General features: G+C 73.1%; 24 protein-coding genes and 1 riboswitch. Of the genes, 11 read left to right on the top strand and 13 right to left on the bottom strand.

Features of this window, described 5'->3' with window-relative positions:
* Positions 1 to 4: 4 nt before the first annotated feature.
* Together ACIA8R_RS49600 and ACIA8R_RS49595 are read left to right on the top strand one after the other, a co-directional pair.
* On the top strand, positions 5 to 400 hold the full coding sequence (locus tag ACIA8R_RS49600) for a DNA-binding protein (RefSeq protein ID WP_364102704.1): 396 nt from the start codon (positions 5 to 7) through the stop codon (positions 398 to 400).
* Entirely contained in the window at positions 397 to 1,032 is a 636-nt protein-coding gene (locus ACIA8R_RS49595) for a transcriptional regulator (protein ID WP_364102701.1), read from the top strand. Before ACIA8R_RS49600 ends, ACIA8R_RS49595 begins: the two co-directional genes overlap by 4 nt.
* A gap of 32 nt (positions 1,033 to 1,064) precedes the next feature.
* Here the strand turns inward: ACIA8R_RS49595 and ACIA8R_RS49590 are convergent, their stop codons facing one another.
* From ACIA8R_RS49590 to ACIA8R_RS49575, 4 genes are all read right to left on the bottom strand, one after another.
* The gene (locus ACIA8R_RS49590) at positions 1,065 to 2,462 is read right to left on the bottom strand and encodes a rhodanese-like domain-containing protein (protein ID WP_397044931.1); all 1,398 of its coding nucleotides are present in this window, start codon (positions 2,460 to 2,462) and stop codon (positions 1,065 to 1,067) included.
* A 149-nt stretch (positions 2,463 to 2,611) separates the two neighbouring features.
* Positions 2,612 to 2,875, bottom strand: coding sequence for a metal-sensitive transcriptional regulator (locus ACIA8R_RS49585; protein ID WP_397044985.1), 264 nt, complete (start codon positions 2,873 to 2,875; stop codon positions 2,612 to 2,614).
* An 83-nt stretch (positions 2,876 to 2,958) separates the two neighbouring features.
* A complete protein-coding gene (locus ACIA8R_RS49580) occupies positions 2,959 to 3,687 on the bottom strand; it encodes a hypothetical protein (protein ID WP_397044929.1) in 729 nt (242 codons plus the stop codon).
* Positions 3,674 to 4,186, bottom strand: a complete 513-nt coding sequence (locus ACIA8R_RS49575; RefSeq protein WP_357708456.1) for a SigE family RNA polymerase sigma factor — start codon at positions 4,184 to 4,186, stop codon at positions 3,674 to 3,676. Before ACIA8R_RS49575 ends, ACIA8R_RS49580 begins: the two co-directional genes overlap by 14 nt.
* A 115-nt stretch (positions 4,187 to 4,301) precedes the next feature.
* On the opposite strand from ACIA8R_RS49575, the gene ACIA8R_RS49570 reads away from it, so the two are divergent.
* Positions 4,302 to 5,192: a hypothetical protein gene (locus tag ACIA8R_RS49570; RefSeq protein ID WP_357708454.1), complete on the top strand. Its 891-nt coding sequence runs from the start codon at positions 4,302 to 4,304 to the stop codon at positions 5,190 to 5,192.
* 103 nt (positions 5,193 to 5,295) lie between these two features.
* On the opposite strand, the gene ACIA8R_RS49565 is transcribed toward ACIA8R_RS49570, so the two are convergent.
* The 4 genes from ACIA8R_RS49565 to ACIA8R_RS49550 all read right to left on the bottom strand — a co-directional run bounded on the left by ACIA8R_RS49565 (position 5,296) and on the right by ACIA8R_RS49550 (position 9,858).
* Complete coding sequence (locus tag ACIA8R_RS49565) at positions 5,296 to 7,533, bottom strand: Orn/Lys/Arg decarboxylase N-terminal domain-containing protein (protein WP_397044927.1); 2,238 nt, start codon at positions 7,531 to 7,533, stop codon at positions 5,296 to 5,298.
* A gap of 72 nt (positions 7,534 to 7,605) precedes the next feature.
* Entirely contained in the window at positions 7,606 to 7,992 is a 387-nt protein-coding gene (locus tag ACIA8R_RS49560; protein WP_397044983.1) for a 2'-5' RNA ligase family protein, read from the bottom strand.
* A gap of 43 nt (positions 7,993 to 8,035) precedes the next feature.
* Complete coding sequence (locus ACIA8R_RS49555; protein WP_397044925.1) at positions 8,036 to 9,307, bottom strand: GDSL-type esterase/lipase family protein; 1,272 nt, start codon at positions 9,305 to 9,307, stop codon at positions 8,036 to 8,038.
* A gap of 65 nt (positions 9,308 to 9,372) precedes the next feature.
* On the bottom strand, positions 9,373 to 9,858 hold the full coding sequence (locus tag ACIA8R_RS49550; protein ID WP_364102683.1) for a helix-turn-helix domain-containing protein: 486 nt from the start codon (positions 9,856 to 9,858) through the stop codon (positions 9,373 to 9,375).
* 94 nt (positions 9,859 to 9,952) lie between these two features.
* Here ACIA8R_RS49550 and ACIA8R_RS49545 point away from each other — a divergent pair, with 94 nt between their 5' ends.
* On the top strand, positions 9,953 to 10,333 hold the full coding sequence (locus ACIA8R_RS49545) for a PPOX class F420-dependent oxidoreductase (protein ID WP_397044922.1): 381 nt from the start codon (positions 9,953 to 9,955) through the stop codon (positions 10,331 to 10,333).
* Here ACIA8R_RS49545 and ACIA8R_RS49540 read toward each other — a convergent pair.
* Positions 10,302 to 11,417 (bottom strand): hypothetical protein, encoded by a 1,116-nt coding sequence (locus ACIA8R_RS49540; RefSeq protein ID WP_364102677.1) that lies wholly within the window; start codon positions 11,415 to 11,417, stop codon positions 10,302 to 10,304. The genes ACIA8R_RS49545 and ACIA8R_RS49540 overlap by 32 nt on opposite strands.
* Positions 11,418 to 11,537: 120 nt before the next feature.
* Here ACIA8R_RS49540 and ACIA8R_RS49535 point away from each other — a divergent pair, with 120 nt between their 5' ends.
* Both ACIA8R_RS49535 and ACIA8R_RS49530 read left to right on the top strand, forming a co-directional pair.
* Entirely contained in the window at positions 11,538 to 12,593 is a 1,056-nt protein-coding gene (locus ACIA8R_RS49535; protein WP_397044920.1) for a sensor histidine kinase, read from the top strand.
* Positions 12,590 to 13,219 carry a response regulator transcription factor gene (locus ACIA8R_RS49530; protein WP_357708442.1) on the top strand — a complete coding sequence of 210 codons (630 nt, stop codon included), beginning with the start codon at positions 12,590 to 12,592 and terminating at the stop codon, positions 13,217 to 13,219. Before ACIA8R_RS49535 ends, ACIA8R_RS49530 begins: the two co-directional genes overlap by 4 nt.
* A 31-nt stretch (positions 13,220 to 13,250) precedes the next feature.
* Here the strand turns inward: ACIA8R_RS49530 and ACIA8R_RS49525 are convergent, their stop codons facing one another.
* The gene (locus ACIA8R_RS49525; protein ID WP_397044917.1) at positions 13,251 to 14,027 is read right to left on the bottom strand and encodes a class I SAM-dependent methyltransferase; all 777 of its coding nucleotides are present in this window, start codon (positions 14,025 to 14,027) and stop codon (positions 13,251 to 13,253) included.
* A gap of 105 nt (positions 14,028 to 14,132) precedes the next feature.
* Here ACIA8R_RS49525 and ACIA8R_RS49520 point away from each other — a divergent pair, with 105 nt between their 5' ends.
* Positions 14,133 to 14,675, top strand: a complete 543-nt coding sequence (locus ACIA8R_RS49520) for an RICIN domain-containing protein (protein WP_364102668.1) — start codon at positions 14,133 to 14,135, stop codon at positions 14,673 to 14,675.
* A gap of 47 nt (positions 14,676 to 14,722) precedes the next feature.
* Here the strand turns inward: ACIA8R_RS49520 and ACIA8R_RS49515 are convergent, their stop codons facing one another.
* The gene (locus ACIA8R_RS49515; RefSeq protein WP_397044915.1) at positions 14,723 to 15,328 is read right to left on the bottom strand and encodes a TetR/AcrR family transcriptional regulator; all 606 of its coding nucleotides are present in this window, start codon (positions 15,326 to 15,328) and stop codon (positions 14,723 to 14,725) included.
* Positions 15,329 to 15,398: 70 nt separating this feature from the next.
* Here ACIA8R_RS49515 and ACIA8R_RS49510 point away from each other — a divergent pair, with 70 nt between their 5' ends.
* Positions 15,399 to 16,955: an FAD-dependent monooxygenase gene (locus tag ACIA8R_RS49510; protein WP_397044913.1), complete on the top strand. Its 1,557-nt coding sequence runs from the start codon at positions 15,399 to 15,401 to the stop codon at positions 16,953 to 16,955.
* Between the two features lie 5 nt (positions 16,956 to 16,960).
* Here ACIA8R_RS49510 and ACIA8R_RS49505 read toward each other — a convergent pair whose 3' ends face one another.
* Positions 16,961 to 17,281 carry a multidrug efflux SMR transporter gene (locus tag ACIA8R_RS49505; protein ID WP_364102659.1) on the bottom strand — a complete coding sequence of 107 codons (321 nt, stop codon included), beginning with the start codon at positions 17,279 to 17,281 and terminating at the stop codon, positions 16,961 to 16,963.
* 2 nt (positions 17,282 to 17,283) lie between these two features.
* A complete protein-coding gene (locus ACIA8R_RS49500) occupies positions 17,284 to 17,931 on the bottom strand; it encodes an FMN-dependent NADH-azoreductase (protein WP_397044911.1) in 648 nt (215 codons plus the stop codon).
* Positions 17,932 to 18,043: 112 nt separating this feature from the next.
* Here ACIA8R_RS49500 and ACIA8R_RS49495 point away from each other — a divergent pair, with 112 nt between their 5' ends.
* From ACIA8R_RS49495 to ACIA8R_RS49485, 3 genes are all read left to right on the top strand, one after another.
* Positions 18,044 to 18,658, top strand: coding sequence for a TetR/AcrR family transcriptional regulator (locus ACIA8R_RS49495; protein WP_397044909.1), 615 nt, complete (start codon positions 18,044 to 18,046; stop codon positions 18,656 to 18,658).
* Between the two features lie 71 nt (positions 18,659 to 18,729).
* Positions 18,730 to 18,936, top strand: a riboswitch (cobalamin riboswitch).
* 128 nt (positions 18,937 to 19,064) lie between these two features.
* A complete protein-coding gene (locus tag ACIA8R_RS49490) occupies positions 19,065 to 21,476 on the top strand; it encodes a ribonucleoside-diphosphate reductase subunit alpha (protein WP_397044907.1) in 2,412 nt (803 codons plus the stop codon).
* Positions 21,458 to 22,489, top strand: a complete 1,032-nt coding sequence (locus ACIA8R_RS49485; protein WP_357708426.1) for a ribonucleotide-diphosphate reductase subunit beta — start codon at positions 21,458 to 21,460, stop codon at positions 22,487 to 22,489. Before ACIA8R_RS49490 ends, ACIA8R_RS49485 begins: the two co-directional genes overlap by 19 nt.
* Positions 22,490 to 22,629: the final 140 nt, after the last annotated feature.

Genomic DNA, 22,629 nt, shown 5'->3' with positions numbered 1-22,629 from the left:
CCGCATGGAACGCAACCACGACCAGGCTCACACCACGCGGGCCGACCATCTCCAGGCCCAGAGGGAGAGGGAGGCGCGCCGGCGTCTCCTGGACCTGGGCGCCGACCGGCTCGAACCCCGTCCCTGGCAACCGCCGCCCGTCCCGCCGTCGGCGGTCGACCTGGCCCGGTTCGCCGTCTGGCGCAACGCCGACCTGGACCAGCAGGACGCCCTGAGCGCGCTCGCCCTGCTGCCCGCCGCGCGCGCCGAGGTCGAGGCGATCGAGTCCGCCCTGCTGTTCACCGCCCGCAGCGCCGGGCTGACCTGGGCGCAGATGGCCGAGGCGATGGGGTTCAACTCGCCGCAGGCGTGCCAGCAGCACTACACCCGCCTGACCGCCCGTCAGGAGGCCGGCGCATGACCAGGAACTCCGCGCCCGACCTGCTGGTGCTGCACGCCGTACGCGTCACCGGCTTCGCCGACACCCCCGTGCTCGCCCGGCGGTACGCGCTCGGCGTGGCCGAGACCGAAGAGGAGCTGCGCGACGCCGAGGCGCGCGGCTGGGTGAGCCACACCGCGTTCGCCGGTACCGGCGGCTGGTCGCTGACCGAGTCCGGCCGGGCCGAGGACGAGCGGCGGCTCGCCGCCGAGCTCGAACTCGTCGGCGGCGCCGAGGAGGTCCACGGCGTCTACCGCGAGTTCCTCCCGCTGAACGCCCTCCTGCTGAAGGCGTGCACCGACTGGCAACTGCGCCCGGACGGCCGCGACCGGCTCGCCGCCAACGACCATTCCGACCCCGCCTGGGACGCCCGGATCCTGCACGAGCTCTCCGTCGTCGGCCGCGCGCTCCAGCCGCTCGCCGAACGGCTCACCGGCGTCCTGACCCGGTTCGGCGGGTACGACACCCGCTTCGCCGCCGCCCTGGCCCGGGCCCGCAACGGGGAGGGCGCCTGGGTCGACCGCACCGACGTCGACTCCTGCCACCGCGTCTGGTTCGAGCTGCACGAGGACCTGATCGCCACCCTCGGCATCGACCGCCACGCCCACTCCTGACCGCCGCGCCGGACGTGCCGGTGCCGTCAGGGTCAGTCGTCGGCCTCGGTGATGGTCAGGCCCGCTTCGGCGGCCGCCGCGTAGGCGTCGTCGATGTGCACGACGCGGTGTCCGGCGCGGGCGAGCAGGCTGGTCGCGGCGGCGGCCCGGTAGCCGGAGCCGCAGTGCGTCCACACCGTGCCGGCGGGCACGTCGGCGAGGCGGTGCGGCAGGTCGGGCAGGGGGATGTGGGTGGCGCCCTCGACGTGGCCGGCCCGCCATTCGTTGGTCATGCGCACGTCCAGCACGACGTCCGGGGCGGGCAGGTGCGCGGGGGCGCGCCCGGCCCGGACGGCGGCCAGATCGGCGAACGTGGCCACCGCCAGCTCGCCCAGCCGGTCGTCGTGGCCGCCGGCCCACTGATCCGGGTCGCCGGTCGCGGCGGCGGCCGGGCGGTCGACGCCGATGCGGGCCAGCTCGCGCTGGGCGGCGGCGACCTGCCCGGCGTCCTCGCCCAGGAGGGTGATCGGCGCGCCCCAGGGGGCCATCCAGGCGAGCCAGGTGGACATGGGGCCGTCCAGGCCGAAGCTGAGGGTGCCGGTCAGGTGGCGGCTGGCGAACGCCTTGCGGGAGCGCAGGTCGACCACCCATTCGCCGGCCTCGATGCGCTTCCTGAGCTCCTCGGGGTCGGCGGTCCGGACGGGCGTGAGGTCGATCGGGTCGCCGCCCTCGGAGTTGCGCGGGCCCATGTGGGCGTAGTACGCGGGGTAGGCGTCGAGACCGGCGAGGGTCTGGGCGACGAAGTCGTCGGCCTCCAGGCGCAGCGCCGGGTTGGCCTGCCTCTCGCGGCCGATCGTGGAGGCCGGGGCGTCGGCCTGCGTCGCCGAGCAGAAGCTGCCGAAGCCGTGGGTGGGCCACACCTGGGCGCCGTCGGGCAGCAGGTCGGCCAGGCGGCGCGCGGAGGTGTGCTGGCTGTGGGCCAGGGTGTGGGCGTGCTCGGCGCCGAGCAGGTCGGTGCGCCCGGTGGTGCCGAAGAGCAGCGAGCCGCCGGTGAAGACGCCCGCGGGGCCGTCCGGGCCGGTCAGGATGTACGACAGGTGGTGGAAGGTGTGACCGGGGGTGGCCACCGCTCGGACGGTCATCGCGCCGGACAGCGTGACCTCCTCGCCGTCGGAGATCGGCCGGCGGTCGAACCGCACGCTCTCGTCGGCGGCCACCAGATAGGCGGCGCCGGTCACCCTGGCCAGGGCCAGACCGCCCGAGACGTAGTCGTTGTGCAGGTGGGTCTCGGCCACGTGGGTGATGCGCACGCCGAGACGTCCGGCCAGGGCGAGGATCCGGTCGATGTCGCGCTGCGGGTCCACGACCAGGGCGACGTCTCCGTCGTGGGCCAGGTAGCTGCGGTCGCCCAGGGAGGAGGTCGCCACCACCTCGATGTGGATCGTGCTCATCGTCTTCGCCGCCTTCGTGTCGTCACGGTCGGTTCCCGGTCGGGGACGTTTCTAACCGGCGATACCCTAGGGGGTATACGTCAGGCAAAAACAAGGGCATACTCCGGCGTACGGCCCCCGCCGTCGCCTTCGGATGCCCTTGGGTGGGATCAGGACAGGGCCAGGAACAGCTTCTCCAGCCGCTCCGGCGTGATCGACGGCTCCTCGCCGCGCTCACGCGCCATCTGGCACTGCTGCAGGCCGGTTGAGATGATCTTGAATCCTGCCCTGTCCAGGGCTTTGGAGACCGCCGCGAGCTGGGTCAGCACCCGCTCGCAGTCGTCGCCGTTCTCGATCATGGCGATCACCCCGCCGAGCTGGCCGTGGGCCCGCTTGAGCCGGGTGAGCGCGTCGGCCAGGACGGCCGCGTCCATGTCCACTCGCTCCACCTCCACCGCCAATATACCCCCCGAGGTATTGTGCCGCGCACGCCCGGCCGCCGGCGGGACGGAGACGGTCACAGGGTGGAGGTGAGCCCTTCGGCGATCCTCCTCAGCTCGGCGGTGACGGCATCGGCGTCGCCCAGCTCACCGGCGTACACCGGGCTGATCATGATCTCCGCCCACTGCCGCTCGCCCATCTTGAGGAACAGGGTCGGCGTGCCCTTCATGCCGTCCTCGCCGACGTCCTGGACGACCAGGTATCCGGTGCGGTCGCCGACGGTCACCTCCTCGCCCTCCCCCTCGTCGCGGTGGGCCGCGATGCGGTCGGCGACCTCCTCGACGGTCGCCTGCTCGTACATGTAGATCTGCACGCGGTAGAAGCCCGAGTCGTCGCCCTCGTAACCGTAGGCAGTCGAGTACTTGTCGCCGAAGTTCACCGACCAGCGGGACCAGATCAGCCGCTTGGGCAGGTACCCCACCTTGACGTGCCCGAACGCCTTGCCGTCGCCCAGGTCGCCGAGGGTCGGCGGTTCGGATGGCTGGGGCGGGACGTCGTCGATGGCGGGCGGCTCCGGCGTCGCGGAGATCGTGACCTCGCCGCCCGTCGTCGTGGCCGAGCCCATCCCCAGGTACGCGACCGGCGCGGCCACGACGGCCACGGACGCCGACAACGCCGCGATCCGGCTCCGCGTCCTCCTGCGCCGGGACCCGCGCACCACCCGCTCCACCAGGTCGGGCGCGGCGTGCAGGCGCGCGGTCTCCTCCGTCATGAGCCGGAGGAGCTCCTCCTCAAGCGTGGGCATTCCTGATCACTCCTTCCACTGTCTCCCGTCCGAGGGCCGACCGAAGCTTGGCCATCGCCTTGGACGCCTGACTCTTGACCGTGCCGGTCGAGCAACCGAGGACCTCGGCGGTCTGCGCCTCGCTGAGGTCCTCCCAGTACCGCAGGACGATCACCGCCCGCTGCCGTGGCGGCAGGGCGCGCAACGCGTCCATGAGCACCTGGCGCAGGTCGGTGTCCGTCGCGCGATCCGGTGTGTCCGGCGGGCTGTGCATCGGGATGATCCGCAGGATCGCCCGGCGGCGGGCCCGGCTGATGGCGGCGTTGACGATGACCCGGCGCACGTACGGTTCGAGGCTGTCGTGGCGGACCCGGTCCCAGTTCCGGTAGGTGCGCTCCAGCGCGGTCTGCAGCAGGTCCTCGGCCTCGGCCTCGTCGCCGCAGGCGAGGTAGGCGACCCGCAGCAGGCTCGTGGCACGTGCGGCCACGAAGGCGCCGAAGTCGTGTTCCGAGGCGCTCATGGCTGTCTGTCCGAATTCACGCTTCCTTATACGCCTGGGCTTTCGCGGCGGTTGCCCACGGGGGCAGGTGAATGCGGCGGGCAACCGTTCGGGGGGCTCAGGCGTATGGAGGGGCATGACTTCGCATTCACGGGCAGGGACGGTGACGTTCCGCCGACTGATCATCTTGGGCGCCGGGCTGGCCGTGGGCGCCGCCCTGGGCGCGCCCGCGCCCGTCGTGGCGGCCCCGCCGGAGGGCGCCTACTGGCACGTCAAGGAACTGCTCACCATGCCGCAGCCCCGCCTGTTCGGCACCAGCTCCAACTCGTACTCGCTGGTCAAACGGCAGATCACCGAACGGTGGACCACCCCCGACGGCCGGGCCTGGTACGCCTACCGCGAACTCGGGACGACACCGGGCAGCGCGGCCGACAAGAAGGCGTGGCAGCGTGACGGCTCACCCAGCAGGTGGGGCAAGTCGATCGACGGGCAGACCGTGCGGTTGTCCACCGAGCCGACCAAGGGCCACCTGGGGAGCGTGCGCGAGCGCAACCAGTTCGAGCTGGCCGGGCAGTGGCTGACCTACGACGAGATCCAGCGCCTGCCCGCCGACCCCGCCCTGCTGAAGGACTGGCTCACCAGGGCGGGCCGGGTCGCCCAGATCCCCGAGACCGCCCTGCCCGGCTGGGTCGCCCAGACGTTGCCCCAGCTCCTGCACGTCCTGCCCGCGCCGAAGGAGGTGCGCAACGCCGCCTACCAGGGGATGCTCACCATGCCGGGCGTGCGCGCCGACGGCGTCGCCAAGGACGAGCTGGGCCGGTCGGGCGCCGCCGTCGTGATCGACACGGTGAACGGGACGGGCAAGGCGGCCGTGCCGGAGACCACCCGGCTGATCGTCGACACCGGCAGGATGGCCCTGCTGTCGGAGGAGCGGCGTGGCGGCAAGCAGCCGGGGAAGGCGTACGTCACGACCCTGGCCGAGGTCGGCTGGACCGACTCCCGGCCCGCCGTACCGGCCCTCCCCTGACCCTGCCCTGACCCTGCCTGACCCTGCCCCGAGCCGGCGCGGGGGCCCGGCACGGGGACTCGGCTCGGAGCCCCGGCTCAGGGACTCGGCCCGGGGCCGGCCGTCAGTCGCGGACGACCTCCACCCAGTAGCGGCCCTCGCCGTCGCGGTGGGCGCCGTGGATGTCGGTGGCCAGGTCGGGGAAGGCCCGGTCGAAGTCCTCCAGGGCCCGCAGGTACCTCATCAGCGGCCCGTCGGGCTCGCCGGTCGCCTCGCCGGGCATCAGCATGGGGATCCCGGGCGGAGTGACCACCACGGTCGCCGCCACGACCCGCCCGGCGAGCCGGGCCAGCGGGACCCGCTCGGTACGGGAGCGGATCATGGCCTGGTAGACGTCGGCGGGCGTCGAGACCGGCACCGGCAGCGCGGTGAAGACCTGGTCGAGCAGCGCGCCCACCTCCGAGTCACGCAGCCTGGCGTGGACCTCGGCGCAGAACGCGCGCAACGACACCCCGGACGGCCCGAACCCGGGCAGCACGTCCGCCAGCGGTTTGTCGTCGTCGTAGGCGTTCTTGAAGTCGGTGAGCGCGTCGATCAACGTGCCCCACTTGCCCTTGGTGATCCCCATCGAGAACAGCACCAGCAGCGTGTGGTCGCCGGTCTTCTCCACCACGATGCCGCGCCGCTGGAGGTAGGCGGCCACGACCTTGGCCGGGATGCCCCACTCCAGGGTGCCCCTGGCCGCGTCGGCGCCGGGGCAGGTGATCGTCACCTTGACCGGGTCGAGCATGGCGTAGGAGTCGGTCATCCCGTCGAACCCGTGCCAGGCGGCCCCGGGCTCCAGCACCCAGCAGCGCGGCTCGGCGCACAGCAGCGCCGGGTCGGCGTCGGCGAACGGCACGGCCGTGCCGGTGCGCGGGTCGATCACCGACGACGGCTGCCAGAGGCCGAAGAACCACTCGGGCCGGCGGCCGTCCTCGCGGACGCGGGCGGCCAGCCGGGTCATCGCCTGCCGGAACCGGACCGCCTCGACGATCGCCTCCCCGGTCAGGAAGGCCCCCGACGGGCCGTCCATCATCGCCGCGGCCACGTCGAGCGAGGCGATCATCGGGTACAGCGGCGAGGTCGAGGCGTGCATGAGGTACGTCTCGTTGAACGCGTCGTAGTCGACCGGCGCCCGCGGCGAGGGCCGGACGTGCAACATCGCCGACTGGGAAAGTGCCGCCAGCAGCTTGTGCGTGGACTGCGTGGCGAACACCGTGGGACGCTCCGGGCCGGGCAGCGTGCGCTCGTCGACCGACATGGCGTACCGGCGGGCGTAGAGCGGGTTGAACCGGCCGTAGGCGAACCACGCCTCGTCGAAGTGCAGCCGCGGCACGCTGGCGCCCAGCAGCTCGGCGACCCGGACCGCGTCGTGGCAGACGCCGTCGTAGGTGGAGTTCGTGACGACCGCGTACGACGGGTCGCCCGCCGCGAGAGGATGGGCGGCCAGCCGCGCCCGGACGGCGGACGCCTCCAGCGCGGCGGCCGGGATCGGCCCGGCCAGCCCCAGCCCGTTGCGCTCGGGAACCAGGTAGACCGGCCGCGCGCCGCTGATCGCCAGCGCGTGCTGGATCGACTTGTGGCAGTTGCGGTCGACCAGGACGGTGTCGCCGCGGGCGATCGCGTGGTGCCCGACGATGCGGTTGGCGGTGGAGTTGCCGTTGACCACGAAGAACGTGCGCTCGGCGCCGAAGACGCGGGCGGCGTTGTGCTCGGCCTCGCCGATCGGCCCGGTGTGGTCGAGCGGCGACCCCAGCTCGGTGACGGAGATCGACAGGTCGGTGCGCAGCAGCCGCTCGCCGTAGAAGTCGAAGAACGCCCGGCCCACGGGCGACTTCAGGAACGCCACGCCGCCCGCGTGGGCCGGGGTGTGCCAGGAGTAGGGGTGGTGGTCCTCCAGGTGCAGCAGCGCGCGGAAGAACGGCGGCAGGATCTGCTCGGCGTACTGGTCGGCGGCGTGCGCGATGCGCCCGGCGATGAACTGCGGGGTGTCCTCCAGCGGGAAGACGTAGCCCTGGATGACCTCGTACACCCACAGGGGGAGCTCCTGGTCCTGGGTGATCAGGAAGACCGGCAGGCCGCGGAAGCGCCTGGCCACCGCGGTCAGCAGGTCGTCGGCGCCGGGGGCGTCCCAGGCCGCCAGGATCGCCGTGAGCGAGGCGTCGGACCCGACCACCGCCAGGGCGTCGGCCGTGCGGTGGGTCCAGCGCACCTGCAGCCCGAGCTCGCCCATCTCGGCACACACCCGGCGGATCTGCTCGGCGAGCGCCGAGTCGGCGTCGGGGTGTTCGGTGACGGCGGCCAGAACCGTTCGCTCCATGCGGCACTCCATGATCGATCAGGGGAGGACGACCTTCCCGGATCGTAACGCCAAGGAATGACAAAATCACGGTCAGTGACGAATCTCGCCGAGCGGGAAGGCCCGCTCTTCGCGCCAGCGGCGGCCGTCGCCGACCAGCAGGCGCACCTCCCGCACCCGGGCCGTCAGGGGCAGCCCGGCGGCCAGCTCGGCCTCCACGTGGTCGAGCAGCTCCGGCTCCTGCCGGTCGGCGACCGTGAGGTGGGGGACGATCGAGGCGAACCGGCCTTCGTAGGGCGGGGCCTCGGGCCACCGGGCGGCGACCGCCTCCGTCAGCTCCCGGAACGGCCGCTCCGGGCCGGGCGCGGGGTAGAGCACGCCGGGGAACCTGCCGCATCCGGCGAACCGCACGTCGAATCCCGGCCGAGCGCCGTTCCGCCGGCTCGGTACGTGGTCGGTTCCGTGGGGGGCATGGTTCAGGTTCGCGGAGCGTCCGTGGCGCCGGCCATTGGATTACCGTCCGTCAGAGCAGGCGGCGCAGGTCGAGGGCGGCGGCGATGGCGTGGGCGCCCGCGTCGTCCGGGTGGAGGCCGTCCATGAAGACGTAGCCGGGTCTGGGCCGGTCCGGCGCGGCCGGGTCGGACATCGCGCGGTCGGCGTCCAGGACGACGTCATAGGCGCCGCTCGTCCGGATCCAGTGGTTGAGCGCCACCCGGGCCGCCTCGATCTCCTTCGTCCAGAACGGGAACAGCGCCCCTCGCAGCGGGATGACCGTGACGCCGACCGTCCTGATCCCGCGGGCGCGGGCGGCGGCGATGAGCCGCCGGTGGCCCGCGATGAGCTCCTCCACGCCCACCTTCGGATCGGGCTTGGCGCACGGGTCGTCGAGCCCCGGATAGGCCAGGTCGTTCGCGCCCAGGTGGACGACCACGGCCTTGACGCCCGGACGGTCCAGCACGTCACGTCCCAGACGGTCCAGGGCCCGGTCGCCGAAGCAGGGGGAGTCGTTCAGCAGCCTGCCGCCGGCGATCCCGGCGCTGACGACCGAGGCCGGGCTGCCCGCGGCGACGAGACGTTCGGCGAGCTGGTCGGTGAACCTGGTCTCGGCGCCCGGAGTGGAGCCGACGCCGTCGACGAGGGAGTCGCCGAAGACCACCACGGCGGGTGCGGCGGCGGCGACCTCCACCCCGGTCAGGTAGTACCAGGCGGCGGTGGACTCGGTGAACGCCCTGCCGCCCAGGTCCGACAGCCGGTCGCCGGCGGCCCGGTAGGAGGTCGCGGTGGTGAACCGGTGGAAGGTGGCCGGGCCGGTCGCCTCGGGCAGGCGCAGCGTCACGGCCAATCGTTCCAGCGGCGAGGTGGGCAGCGCGACCGGGTCGCTGACGGCCTGGCCGCCGGGCGGGATCTCGGTCCGCGTCCGGCCGCCGAAGCGCAGCGCGCGCGAGGTGCCCGGCCACACCGCCGCGCCGCCGGCCGACCTGCCGACCGTGGCGCCGGAGAGCTTGAGCGGCTTGGTGCCGTACCGGTTGGACAGGCGTACCCGCAGTTCGGGGGCCGCCGCCGTCACCCTGATCACCTGCCGGAGCGTGTGGTCGCCGAACCCGGACAGCGACCAGTTCGGGCCGGTGTCGGCGGCGCCCTTGGTGGGACGCTGCATCGCGCTGCCCCAGGTCGCCGTCCAGCTCCCGGCGTCGGCGCGTGCTCCCGCCGCCGCCGCGGGCTGGGCCGCGGCGGTCAGGATCAGGCAAAAGGCGGCGGCGGGCGCCAGTGCCCGCCGCCATCCGGTCGATCTCATGTCGAACTCCCTGCGTGACGTCGATGGTCACGGGAGATCTTCTTGATCGGCGCCGGGGGCCGGGATCAGCCGAAAGTGTGATCCTCCGCGCCGTTCGGCCGATCGGCCGCGCCGGGGCCGGGCAGCAGCTCGACGTCGCCCGCGTGCATCGGGGCGCCGCAGCGGGCGCAGCGCAGGTCCACCGCGCTGATCTCGCCGCAGGCGTGATGGCGGTAGAGCACGGGCGGCCCGGCCTCCCCGGCGAGCCATTTGTCCCCCCAGCCGGCCATGACCATGAGCAGGTCGACCAGCTCGGCGCCCTTGGCCGTCAGGTGGTACTCGTGACGCGGCCGCTGATCATAGGGACGGCGTTCGAGCACGCCCTGGTCGACGAGGTGGTTGAGCCGCTCGGTCAGCACCTTGCGGGAGATGCCCAGGTCGGCCTGGAGCTGGTCGAACCGTCGCACCCCGGCCCATACGTCCCGCAGGACCAGCGGCGACCACGGCTCCCCGATCACGTCGAGGGTGCGTGCGATGGAGCAGGCCATCTCCGCGAAGTTCGTGCGTTGCATGGCGGCAGTCTACCTCTTCGGGGTTCCCTGAGGGAACTTCAGGTGCTATGGTAATGGAGTCTCCTCAAGGAACTTCGTCAGACCGGAGAGAACCATGAAGCTCGACCCCGACGTGCGCGGCGTGCTCGACGGCACCCCCATCGCCCACCTCGCCACCCTCCTCCCCGACGGCGCCCCCCACTCCGTCCCCGTCTGGATCGGCACGCACGGCGACCACGTCGTGATCCTCACCGGCCCGCGCTCCCGCAAGGCCCTCAACCTGCGGCGCGACCCCCGGGTCGCGCTCTCGCTGACCCCGGTGGGCAACCCGTTCCAGCCGGTGCTCATCAGGGGCCGGGTCGTGGAGTGGATCGAGGGCGAGGCGGGCTGGGAGATCGTCGACCGGATCGCGGAGAAGTACATCGGCGGGCCCTACTCGCGCGAGGAGGAGCGCGTGGTGCTGGTCATCGAGCCCGACCGGCAGAGCGCGGGCTGAGCCGCGCCGTCCCGGACGGCGTCTCCCGGCGGCGCCGGTGGTAGCAGACGGTGGCGGTGGCCAGCGCGGCGCCCCAGACCGGCCAGAAGCACTCCGGCAGCCAGGCGCCCCACTCCTCCAGGGTGAACCGGCCGGCCACGGTCCAGCGGATGTAGGTGAGCCCGGCCACCGTGACGATGATCGAGACGAACGCGGCCGGGACGACCGCCAGCAGCGGCGGCACCCGCCGGCCGCGCAACCCCGGGATCCAGCGCGGGAAGACCTCGCCCCACCGCTGGACCAGCCCGAGGGTGAGCACGCCGCCCAACGCCCCGAACGTCGCCAGGTACGCCCCCGCCAGCCACAGCCCGTCCTCGCCCTCGGCCAGGAACTCCGCGCTCACGCCGAGTGGGATGCCCAAGGCCCAGGCCCACCGGGTGGCGCAGTAGACCAGCGGCACCGCGACCGCCACGTACACCGCGATCCGGCCGCGCGCCGGGGTGAACCAGCTCGCCCGGCCACGTCCGTGCTCCCGGGCGGCGGCGGCCAGCAGCAGGCCGCCCAGCACGCACACGAGCTGGTTGAGCACCGGCCACGGCCAGGCGTCGGCGAACGTCGCGCCGCCCAGCCCCCAGCCGAAGACGGGGGCGACCAGCAGCAGCGGCGTGTAGGCGACGCCCATCATCAGTCGCGAGTCGGGCACCACCAGCACCAGCAGCGCCGCGACCGGCCACGCCACCAGGACGGCCACCCGTCCCAGTGGCCCGCCCGGCCGCCGCCCCCCGCCACGAGGGCTCGGCCCCGCTCCGGTCGGCGGACGTTCCCCGCCTCGGAGGTCCGCCCCTGCTCCGGCCGGTGGGCGGGCGTCGCCGGGGCGGGTCAGGAGCAGCGCGGTCGCCGCCGTGAGGGCCGAGAAGGCCGCGATCCACCAGCCGAAGGCCGGCGCGGTGCCGGCCAGGATCGACAGCGCGCCGTCGGGGTCGGGATCGTTCGATCCCCAGGGGTAACCGGGCGCCCCGAGCGCCCAGGCCGCGCCGAGCAGGCCGTAGGCGACCGCCCACAGCGCCGCCGCGTGTCCGTACCGGACGGAAGTGAAGATCGTCATGCCGACGAGCCTTCCAGCGCGGGCGCACGGCGGGCAGATGCCGTTCGGCACCTCCTGGAGGCCGCGGCGGTGCCGTTCGGCACGTGGGGCGGGCCGGCGAGGGCGCATATCGTTTCCCGGATGAACGTGTTGTGGATGGTCGCCGCCTCCGTGCCGGCGGCGGTCGCCGTCGCCGTGGCGGCCATCGGGTTGTTCCTGGCCGGGGGCAGGGCCAGGTGGCTGCCCGTGCTGTCGCTGCCGGCCGCGGGCCTGTCCCTGGCGGTCACGGCCGGGTGGCCGGCCGCCGGAGGGCCGTCCACCCCGGCCGGCGGCGCGCTGGGCATGGTCGAGAGCGTGGCGCTGGCGGTCACGACCGGCCTGGTCGTCCGGTACGCGCCCGTCCGCCGGGCCGCGCCGGCGGCGATCCTGGCGGGGCTCGCCGCGGCCACCTGGCTGCTGCGCGTCTTCGCGCCGGCCTCGCCGCTGGAGGCGCTGGGGGCGTGCGCGTTCTGGGGGACGGGCGTGCTGGCGGCCGCCGCCGTGGGCGGCTACCTGCGCCTGCTCGACGTACGGAAGGACCGGGCGGTGGCCGACACCCGGACGGTCCTGCGGCTGCGGCTGGCCGGCGACCTGCACGACTTCCTGGCCCACGACATCAGCGAGATGGTCGCGCACGCCCAGGCGGGCACCGTCGCGGGCGATCCGCTGCGGGCGCTGGAACGCGTCGAGGCGGCGGGCCTGCGGGCGCTGTCCACGCTCGACCGCACGCTCGACACGCTCCACCACGACCGGCCCCTGGGTCCCGTCGGCGACCTGGGCGGCATCGCCGAGGCCGCCGACCGCTTCTCCGCCGCCGGGCCGGCGCGGATCGGCGTGCGGATCGACCCCGTCGCGGCCGTCCCGGCGGAGACGGCGGCGCTGGCCTACCGGATCGTCATCGAAGGGCTGACCAACATCCGGCGGCACGCGCCGCGCGCCGGGCGCGTCGAGCTGTCCGTCACGACGCCGGGCGACGTCCTGGAGATCACCCTGACCAACGACGGGGTGACCGGCGCGGCCCGCCGCCGCCGCGGCGGATCGGGGCTGCCCGCGCTGGCCGCGCTCGTGGCGGAGCAGGGGGGCGAGCTGGCCGCGCGGGCCGTACCGGACGGGTGGTCGCTGACGGCGCGGCTGCCGCTGCGACAATCTCCTGGGTGAGCACCCGCATCCTCGTCGCCGACGACCAGGAGGGCATCCGCGACGCCTTCCGCCTGATCCTCGACGCCCAGCCCGACATGACCGTGGTGGCCGAGGCGGCCGACGGGCGCACCGCGATCGACACCGCCCTCGCCGTCCGGCCGGACGTCGTGCTCGCCGACATCCGCATGCCCGGCGCCGACGGCATCGAGGTGACCCGCGCCCTGTCCGGCACCGGCATCCAGGTCGTGGTCGTCACCACGTTCGGGCTGGAGGAGTACGTCCAGGCGGCCCTGCGGCACGGCGCGGCCGGTTTCGTGCTCAAACGCTCGGGCCCCGCGCTGCTCGTGGAGGCCGTCCGGGCGGCCATGAACGGCGACATGCTCATCAGCCCGCAGCTCACCGTCCGGCTGCTGCGCGGGAGCGGCCCGCGACGGGAGGTCTCGGACGTGGTGCTCACCGAGCGGGAGGACGAGATCGTGGTCCTGGTGGCTCAGGGGCGGACCAACGCCGAGATCGCCGCCGAGCTCTTCCTGTCGCCCGGGACGGTGAAGAACCACATCGCCGCGGTCCAGCGCAAGATCGGCGCCAGGAACCGGGTCATGATCGCGGCCTGGGCGTGGGCGACCGGCAGGGCCCAGCCGTGACGGGGAGTGCCCGTCCGTGCCGTGCCGCCGGTCAGGGGAGGTGGCGGGCCAGGTAGAGAGCCGTCTCGACGTTCACCGTCACGTGCGCGCCGAGCGTGTCGAGGAGCGTGCCGAACAGCCTCTCTCGCACGTCCTCGTCCAGGATGCGGTAGGACGACTGGGTGGACAGCAGGGTGACGTAGTCGGCCACCGGGAGCGTGCGTTCCGACCGGTAGAGCCGGGTGCCGAGGTCCCCGAACTCGGGCGGTAGCCCCATCTCCGCGGCCCACTCGCGGGCCCCGGCCTCCTCGCCGATCGGCCTGGCGATCGGGCCGGTGTTGGGCCTGATGTGCGGGGCGAACCTCTCGTGCGCGGCCAGCAGCCTCGCGGTCACCCCGTCGTCGGCGGGCCAGTCGATGTTCCAGAACAGGGCGAGCCCGCCGCCGGGGGCGAGCGCCGCGGCGGCGCGCTGCCAGCGCACCTCCTTGTCGACCCAGTGCCACGCCTGGGCGCAGTACAGCAGGCCGAAGGCCCGCTCCGGGACGTACTCCTCGAACGTGGAGACGGTGACCGTCACGTTCGGCAGCCCGGCGGACCGCCGGGCCAGCACGGCGGCCATGGCCGGATCGGGCTCGGTGGCCACGATGTCGACGCCGCTCGCCGCGAACAGCTCCGTGGCCTTCCCGGTGCCCGCGCCCACCTCCAGCGCCGGGGCCCCGGCGTAGGCCAGCACGTCGGCCGCCAGCTGCGCCGGGTAGCCGGGCCGGACCCTGTCGTACTCGTCGGCGACCTCGCCGAAGACCCTTCCTTGTATCCATGGTGATGTCATGGAACCGATCCTGATTCATGATCGTCCGGGGTGGCAACCCCGGCGGCGCACATTGAGTACGCGCTACTCAGGCCCAACGGGCCCGGCGACCGCAGGCTTGGTCGCATGAAGACACACATCCTTCGCCCGGCGGCCGTCGTCGCCCCGCTCCTCGCCCTCGGTCTCGTCACCGCCCCGGCGCCCGCGTCGGCCTCGGCCGTGTGGGCCGCGTCCAACGTCCAGCTCGTGAACCGGCAGACCGGCAAGTGCCTGACCATCGCCGGGGGCGTCAGCACCGAGAACAACGTCCACGCCGTCCAGTACGACTGCGACAGCCATCCCTCCCGCCGCTGGGACGTCTGGGGCTACTCCAGCGCGGCCCTGCAGGTCAGGAACCGCCAGACCGGCAAGTGCCTGACGATCGCCGGGGGCGTCAGCACCGAGAACAACGTCGTCGCCCTCCAGTACACCTGCGACACCCACCCCTCGCGCTACTGGGCGCTCGGCAACCGCGTCGGCCAGTACGTCGAGTTCCGCAACGTCCAGACCGGCAAGTGCCTGACGATCGCCGGAGGGGTGAGCCCCGCCAACAACCTGGAGGCCGTCCAGTTCACCTGCGACGGCCACCCCTCCCGGTTCTGGGAGATCCGCGACTACTACGTGAGCTGACCCGGGCTGCGGCCCGCGCGGGGAGGCCGTTTCCTGGTGGCCGCCGGTCAGGCGGTGGACGTGCCCAGGAGGGGCAGCCAGACCTCGTCCACGATCTCGACGATCGACTCCTCGGGCACCCCGCGCATCGTCACCAGCATGTCGTGCCGCAGCAGGTCCAGCGGCAGGTTCACCACCCTGGACGAGCGCGGCACGCCGGGCAGCTCGCCGCGCTCGACCGCGCGGCCCACGATCGTCTCGAAGGCGGTCGCGTGGCCGGGCGGGAGCAGGGTGTCGCGCAGCTCGGTCAGGCTGGTGCCGCTGTCGCGGAAGTAGTCGGCGAGCTGCACGCTCATCAGCGTCAGCATGCCCGCGCGGTCGGCGCCGGCGTTGCGCAGGAACCCGATCGCGTCGTCGCGCAGGCTGCCGGTGTCGGGCACGTCGATCAGCCGCCAGAACTTGGCGAGGGTGGCCAGCAGCAGGTCGTCGCGCCGCGGCCAGCGCCGGTAGAGCACCGGGCGGCTGGTGCCGGCGCGGGCGGCGACGGCTTCGTAGGTGAAGCCGTGGTAGCCGTGCTCGACCAGCACGTCCCAGGCGGCGTCGAGGATCGCGTCCGCCAGCGCGGAGCCGCGCCGGCGGGAGGCGCCGCCGGGGGCACGGTGCTTGAGATTCACTTGCGTATCTTATCGCGGGACTCTACGGTGACCTGAATTAGATACAGCTCTGTACTTTAAGGAACGTCACATGATGTTCGACGTCATCGTCGTCGGCGGCGGCCCGGCCGGCCTCTTCCTCGCCTGCGAGCTGCGCCTGGCGGGCGCCCGGCCGCTGGTCCTGGAACGGCGTCCGGAGCCGGACCTGTCGGACAAGGCCCACGGCCTGGCCGGTCAGGTCGTCCGGCTCCTGGACCACCGCGGCCTGTACGAACGCTGCGGCGGCCGGGGCGTCCCGGCGCCCGCGCCGGGCTTCTTCTTCGGCGGGATGCCGTTGCCGCTGCACGAGCTCGGCGCGGAGAACCCGATGCACCTCCTGCCCTGCGACCAGCGCGACCTCGAACGGGTGCTCGGCGAGCGCGCGGCCGAACTCGGCGCGGACGTGCGGCGCGGCTGGGAGGTGCTCTCCCTCGCCCAGGACGACGACCGGGTCGAGGTCGTGACCCGCGGCCCCGGCGGCGTCGCGACGACCCTCACGGCCCGCTACCTGGTCGGCTGCGACGGCGGCCACAGCATGGTCAGGAAGGCGGCGGGCATCGCCTTCCCCGGCGTCAGCGACGACCACGTCGTCGACCGCTCGGCCCTCGTCGGGCCGGGCGAGCACTTCCGGATGCTGCCCGGAGGGCGCGTCCTGATCGACGGCCTCGGCGAGATCCCCGCGCACTTCCACCGCACCGATCGCGGCGTCTTCACCCTCCTGGCCCACGACCCGCGGCGGCCGCTGATCAACACGGCCGAGTGGGAGGACCACCCGGCGGGCAGCTTCCCGGGGCCGGGCGCGCCGATGACGCTGGCCGAGATGGAGAAGAGCGTCGAACGCGTCCTCGGCGTGCGCCTGCCCCTGAGCCCGCCGCCCGAGGGCGCACCGTCGATGCTGCGCCGCCTGTGCGGGCGCAACACCCGGCTCGCCGACCGCTACCGCGCCGGACGGGTCTTCATCGCCGGCGACGCCGCCCAGGTCAGCCACGGGCCCACCCTGAACCTGGCGCTCCAGGACGCCGCCAACCTGGCCTGGAAGCTCGCCGCCGCGCTGCGCGGACAGGCCCCCGAAGGGCTCCTGGACAGCTACGAGGCCGAGCGCCGCGCGTGCGCCGAGCGCGTGGTCACCCACACCCTGGCCGCGACCGCCCTGCTGGCGCCCGGGGCCGAGGTCACGGCGCTGCGCCGGCTGTTCGGCGAGCTCCTGGGCCGTACGGAGAACCTGCGCCTGGTCGCCGACCTGATGGCGGGCAGCGACGTCCGGTACGACATGGGGGAGGAGCGGCCCGCCGCGCCCTCCGGGTGGTTCGCGCCGTCCCTCGCCCTGACCGCCGGCGACGGGCGGCCGGGGCGCCTGGCCGAGCTGCTGCGTGACGCCCGCCCCCTGCTCCTGGACCTGACCGGACGCGACGCCCTCGCCGCCACCGCATCGCCCTGGCTCGACCGGGTGCGCCACGTGGCCGCGACCGCCGCCGGCGCCCCCGCCCCTGCGCTGCTCGTCCGGCCGGACGGTTACGTCGCCTGGGCGGGCGCTGACCCCGACGGCCTGGAGGCGGCCCTCACCCGCTGGTTCGGGGATCGTCCTCGACGGGCCGCGACCCCCGCCTGACGAGGTCACTCCGGGCTGGTGATCCGCGCCAGGACGATGCCGCCGACGATCAGCGCCAGCGCGGCCATCCGCCCGATCGACATCGGGTCCTTGTGGACGACGACGCCCAGCGCGATCGCGCCGACCGCCCCGATGCCGGTGAAGACCGCGTACGCGGTGCCGACCGGCAGGGTCTTCATCGAGTACGACAGCAGCCAGACCGCCGCCACCATGAGGACGAAGCAGAGCAGGGTGGGCAGCGGCCTGGTGAACCCCTGGGTGGGCTTGATGCTCTGCGCCCAGGCGATCTCGACCAGCCCGGCCAGCCCGAGGACGAGCCAGCTCATCGTCAGAACTCCTTGCCCAGGTCGCGGGCGCCGCGCAGCGCGGCGGCGTACAGCTCGTCGTGCCGGGAGCGCAGGTGGGCCAGGTCGGGGTCGACGCGGGAGTTGGCCAGCTCGGCGGTGACCACGGTGGTGTCCTCGACGGCGAAGTGGCCGGCGAAGAAGTCCCGCAGGTAGCGCTCCTGGTAGTCGAACTTGGCCTTGGGGGCGCCGGGCGAGTAGGCCCCGCCGCGCGCCGTGGTGACCACGAAACGCCGCCCGGCGAGGGACATCTTGGGGAAGGTCACCTGGTCGAGCCACGCCTTCAGCGCCGACGGGATCGAGTAGTTGTACATCGGGGTGGCGATCAGCACCACGTCCGCGGCCACCAGTTCGGCCAGCAGCGGCTCGATGACCGCCCAGGCCGCGGCCTGCTCCGGGGTGCGGGCGGCCTCGTGGTAGCGGCCGATGTCGGTGATCCGGTTGGCCATGACGTAGTCGCACAGCTCCGTCCAGGCCTCCCCGATGTGCGGCACGGGCTCGGCCGCCAGGTCGCGGTGGACGTAGGTGCCCTCGGGGTGGGCGGACCGCCACGCCTCGGCGAAGGTGTCGCCGAGCTCGCGGCTGATCGAGCGGCGTCGGGCGCTGGCGTCCAGGTGGAGCAGAACGGTCATGAGGGGCTCCTCGAAATAAGTGGACATTGCGTCCGCTTTGGGGGTCGGCATGACCGTAGCAACTAAGCGGGCACGTTGTCCACTTATCGTGGTGTGGGTTAGAGTCGCCGCCATGGAGCCCCGTACCGAGTTGCTGACCGGACGTCCCGTGGAGGAGGTGGGCCGCCCGCGCGAGCGCGCCGACGCCGCACGTAACCGCGCCAAGGTGCTCGCCGCGGCGGCCGAGCTGTTCGCCGCCCGAGACCCGCGCGGCGTGACGATGGACGACATCGCCAAGGCCGCCGGCGTGGGCCGGGGCACGCTCTACCGCCGCTACCCCGACACCGTCTCGATCGCGCAGGCCCTGCTCGACGAGCACGAGCGCGTGTTGCAGGAACGCCTCCTGTGCGGCGACCCGCCGCTCGGCCCCGGCGCGCCTCCCGCCGACCGGCTCGCCGCCTTCTACGCCGCGATGGTCGAGCTGCTGGACGAGCACATCTCGCTCGTCCTGGGCGCCGAGCAGGGCGCGGCGCGGTACGCCACCGGCGCCTACGGGTTCTGGCGGGCGCACGTTCGGGTGCTGCTGGCCGAGGCGGCGATCCCGGAGCCCGACGCGCTGGCCGACATCCTCCTCGCCCCGCTGGGGCCCGACGTCTATGCCGAGCAGCGCAGGCGGGGGCTCACCCCGGAACAGATCACCGCCGCCCTGACCCGCCTGGCCCACGGCATCGTCGAACGCGCCGGCTAGCCCGCCCCGGGCCGGCGCCTTCCTCTTCGCAACACGACATGTTGGGTGTGACTTTTTGATCCGCCCTATATATGGTGTCTCCCGCAGCCGGTTCGGCCCGCCCAGCCAGGGTGGCCGAGGCAAGAGGGAACCTGGTGGAAATCCGGGACTGCCCCGCAGCGGTGAGTGGGAACGACCGCCGTCAGACGCACTGGGCCATGGGCCCGGGAAGCGACGGCCAGTAGGCAGCGACAGCATGCCCACGAGTCCGAAGACCTGCCGGCGCGCCGCGCACGATCATGCGTGCGTGGCTGCTCCGAGGCCGCGCGGGACGGCGGACGGTACCGGCGAGAGGGCTGTGGCGCCTCGCCGTCTGCCTCCTGCGCGTGTTCTCGGCACCTGACCGAGTTCACGAGGGGAGAGCGAAGTGACGGTCACAGGGGACCCGATGACGGACCTGGCCGAGGCGGCGGGGGCGGACGACGGGAGGCCCGCGCCGCGGCGCGTCCAGATGCAGGTGCGCAAGCGCAACGGCACCGCCGAGCCGGTCGACGTCAACAAGATCGTACGCGCGGTGGAGCACTGGGCGACCGATCTGACGGACATCGACCCGATGCGGGTGGCCACCAAGACGATCAGCGGGCTCTACGACGGGGCCACCACCGCCGAGCTGGACCGGCTGTCCATCCAGACGGCCGCCGAGATGATCGGCGAGGAGCCGCAGTACTCGCGCCTGGCCGCGCGGCTGCTGTCGGGCTACATCGACAAGGAGGTCCGCGGGCAGGGCGTGGCCTCCTTCAGCCAGGCGATCCGGCTGGGCCACGCCGAGGGGCTCGTCGGCGACGAGACCGCCGAGTTCGTCAACGCCAACGCCCGCAAGCTCGACGACGCCATCGACGTCACCGCCGACCTGCGGTTCGAGTACTTCGGGCTGCGCACGGTCTACGACCGCTACCTGTTGCGCCACCCGTCCACCCGGCTGGTGGTGGAGACGCCGCAGTACTGGCTGCTGCGCGTGGCCTGCGGGCTGGCCGAGACGCCCGCCGAGGCCGTCGGGTTCTACCGGCTCATGTCGTCGCTGGCCTACCTGCCCAGCTCGCCGACGCTGTTCAACTCCGGCACCCGGCACACCCAGATGTCATCCTGCTACCTGGTCGACTCCCCCCGGGACGAGATCGGCTCCATCTACGACCGCTACGCCCAGGTGGCGCAGCTGTCGAAGTTCGCCGGCGGGATCGGCATCTCCTGGTCGCGGGTGCGCTCGCGCGGCGCGCTGATTCGCGGCACGAACGGGCACTCCAACGGCATCGTCCCGTGGCTGCGCACGCTCGACGCGTCCGTGGCCGCCGTCAACCAGGGCGGCCGCCGCAAGGGCGCGGCCTGCGTCTACCTGGAGCCCTGGCATCCGGACGTCGAGGAGTTCCTGGAGCTGCGCGACAACACCGGCGAGGACGCGCGCCGCACCCACAACCTCAACCTGGCCAACTGGATCCCCGACGAGTTCATGCGCCGCGTCGAGGCCGACGAGCCGTGGTCGTTGTTCGACCCCGACGAGGTCCCGGAGCTGCCCGACCTGTGGGGGGAGGCGTTCGAGGACGCCTACCGCGCCGCCGAGCGCGCCGGGCGGTACGTCCGGCAGATCAAGGCCCGCGACCTGTACGCCAAGATGATGCGCACCCTCGCCCAGACCGGCAACGGCTGGATGACCTTCAAGGACGCCGCCAACCGCCTGTGCAACCAGGCCGCCGAGCCCGGCAACGTGGTGCACCTGTCCAACCTGTGCACCGAGATCATCGAGGTGTCCAGCGACGCCGAGACCGCGGTCTGCAACCTGGGCTCGGTCAACCTCGCCGCCCACCTGACCGGCGACGGCATCGACTGGGAGCGGCTGCGCGCCACCGTCCGCACGGCGGTCACGTTCCTCGACCGCGTGATCGACATCAACTACTACCCGAGCGAGCAGGCCGCGGCCAGCAACCCGCGCTGGCGTCCGGTCGGCCTGGGCGTGATGGGCCTTCAGGACGTCTTCTTCGCCCTGCGGCTGCCGTTCGACTCGGCCGAGGCCAAGGAGCTGTCCACCCGGCTCGCCGAGGAGATCTATCTGTCGGCGCTGGAGACCTCCGCCGGCCTGGCCGAGCGCTTCGGCGCCCACCCGGCCTACGAGCAGACGTGGGCGGCACGCGGCAGGCTCCAGCACGACCTGTGGGGGGAGAGCGGCACCCAGGCCGAGCGCTGGGACGCGGTGCGCGCGCGGATCGCCGCCCACGGCCTGCGCAACTCGCTGCTGATCGCGATCGCGCCGACCGCCACCATCGCCTCGATCGTCGGCTGCTACGAGTGCGTCGAGCCGCAGGTGTCCAACCTGTTCAAGCGCGAGACGCTGAGCGGCGAGTTTCTCCAGATCAACAACGCGCTGGTGGCCGAGCTCAAGTCGCGCGGGCTGTGGAACGAGCGCGTCAGGGCCGCCATCAAGCAGGCCGAGGGGTCGGTGCAGGGCATCGCCGAGCTGCCGGAGGACGTGCGCCGGCTGTTCCGCACCGCCTGGGAGCTGCCCCAGCGCGCGCTGATCGACATGGCCGCCGCGCGCTCGCCGTACATCGACCAGAGCCAGTCGCTCAACCTGTTCCTGAGCGCCCCGACGATCGACAAGCTCTCCTCGATGTACCTGTACGCCTGGAAGTCCGGCCTGAAGACCACCTACTACCTGCGCTCGCGCCCGGCCACCCGGATCCAGCAGGCCACCGTGCCCCTCGCGCCCCCCGCGCCCCTCATGAACAAGTCCGAGGAGGCCCTGGTCTGCTCCCTGGAGAACCCCGAGTCGTGCGAAGCCTGCCAGTGACCCCCGAGGAGAACGTGATGTTGCTCGACCCGGGCATGAGCCTGACCCTGCGGCCCATGCGCTACCCCCTCTTCTTCGACCGCTACCGCGACGCGATCAAGAACACCTGGACCGTCGAGGAGGTGGACCTGCACTCCGACCTGAAGGACCTGGCCAGGTTGTCGGCGGCCGAGCGCCACCTGGTCAGCCGGCTGGTCGCCTTCTTCGCCACCGGCGACACGATCGTGGCCAACAACCTGGTGCTCAACCTCTACCAGCACGTCAACGCGCCCGAGGCGCGCCTCTACCTGAGCAGGCAGCTGTTCGAGGAGGCGGTGCACGTCCAGTTCTACCTGAACCTGCTGGACACGTACGTGCCGGACGAGGAGGAGCGGTTCGCGGCGTTCGCGGCGGTGGAGAACATCCCGTCCATCCGGCGCAAGGCCGAGTTCTGCTTCCGCTGGATCGACTCCATCGGCAGCCTCCAGCGGCTGGAGACCCGCGACGACCGGCGGGCGTTCCTGCTCAACCTGATCTGCTTCGCCGCCTGCATCGAGGGCCTGTTCTTCTACGGCGCCTTCGCCTACGTCTACTTCCTGCGCTCGCGCGGCCTGCTGAACGGGCTGGCCTCCGGCACCAACTGGGTGTTCCGCGACGAGTCCATGCACATGGCCTTCGCCTTCGACGTGGTCGACGTCGTACGGCAGGAGGAGCCGGACCTCTTCGACGAGGAGATGGCCCGTCAGGTCAGGGAGATGCTGGCCGAGGCGGTGGAGTGCGAGGCCCAGTTCGCCGAGGACCTGCTCGGGCAGGGCGTGCCGGGCATGTCGACCGCTGACATGCGGTCCTACCTGGAGCACGTGGCCGACCGGCGGCTGGCCCAACTCGGCATCGAGCCGCTGTACGGGTCGAAGAACCCGTTCGCGTTCATGGAGCTGCAGGACGTGCAGGAGCTGTCGAACTTCTTCGAGCGGCGGGTGTCGGCGTACCAGGTGGGGGTGACCGGCTCGGTCAGCTTCGACGCCGACTTCTGACGGCTCCACGTGGTGCGCAGGCCCGGCGGGGGTTCACCCCCGCCGGGGGGCCGCGGCCGCGCCCGCGGGGGCGGCCCGCCGCCGGGGGGGGGGGGGGGCGGGGGGGGCGGGGGGGGCGGGGCGGGGGGGGGGGCCGCCCC

The sequence above is a fragment of the Nonomuraea sp. NPDC051191 genome (genome assembly GCF_044455665.1).
Classification (GTDB): domain Bacteria; phylum Actinomycetota; class Actinomycetes; order Streptosporangiales; family Streptosporangiaceae; genus Nonomuraea.
This window is presented reverse-complemented; position numbering and strand designations above follow the sequence as displayed.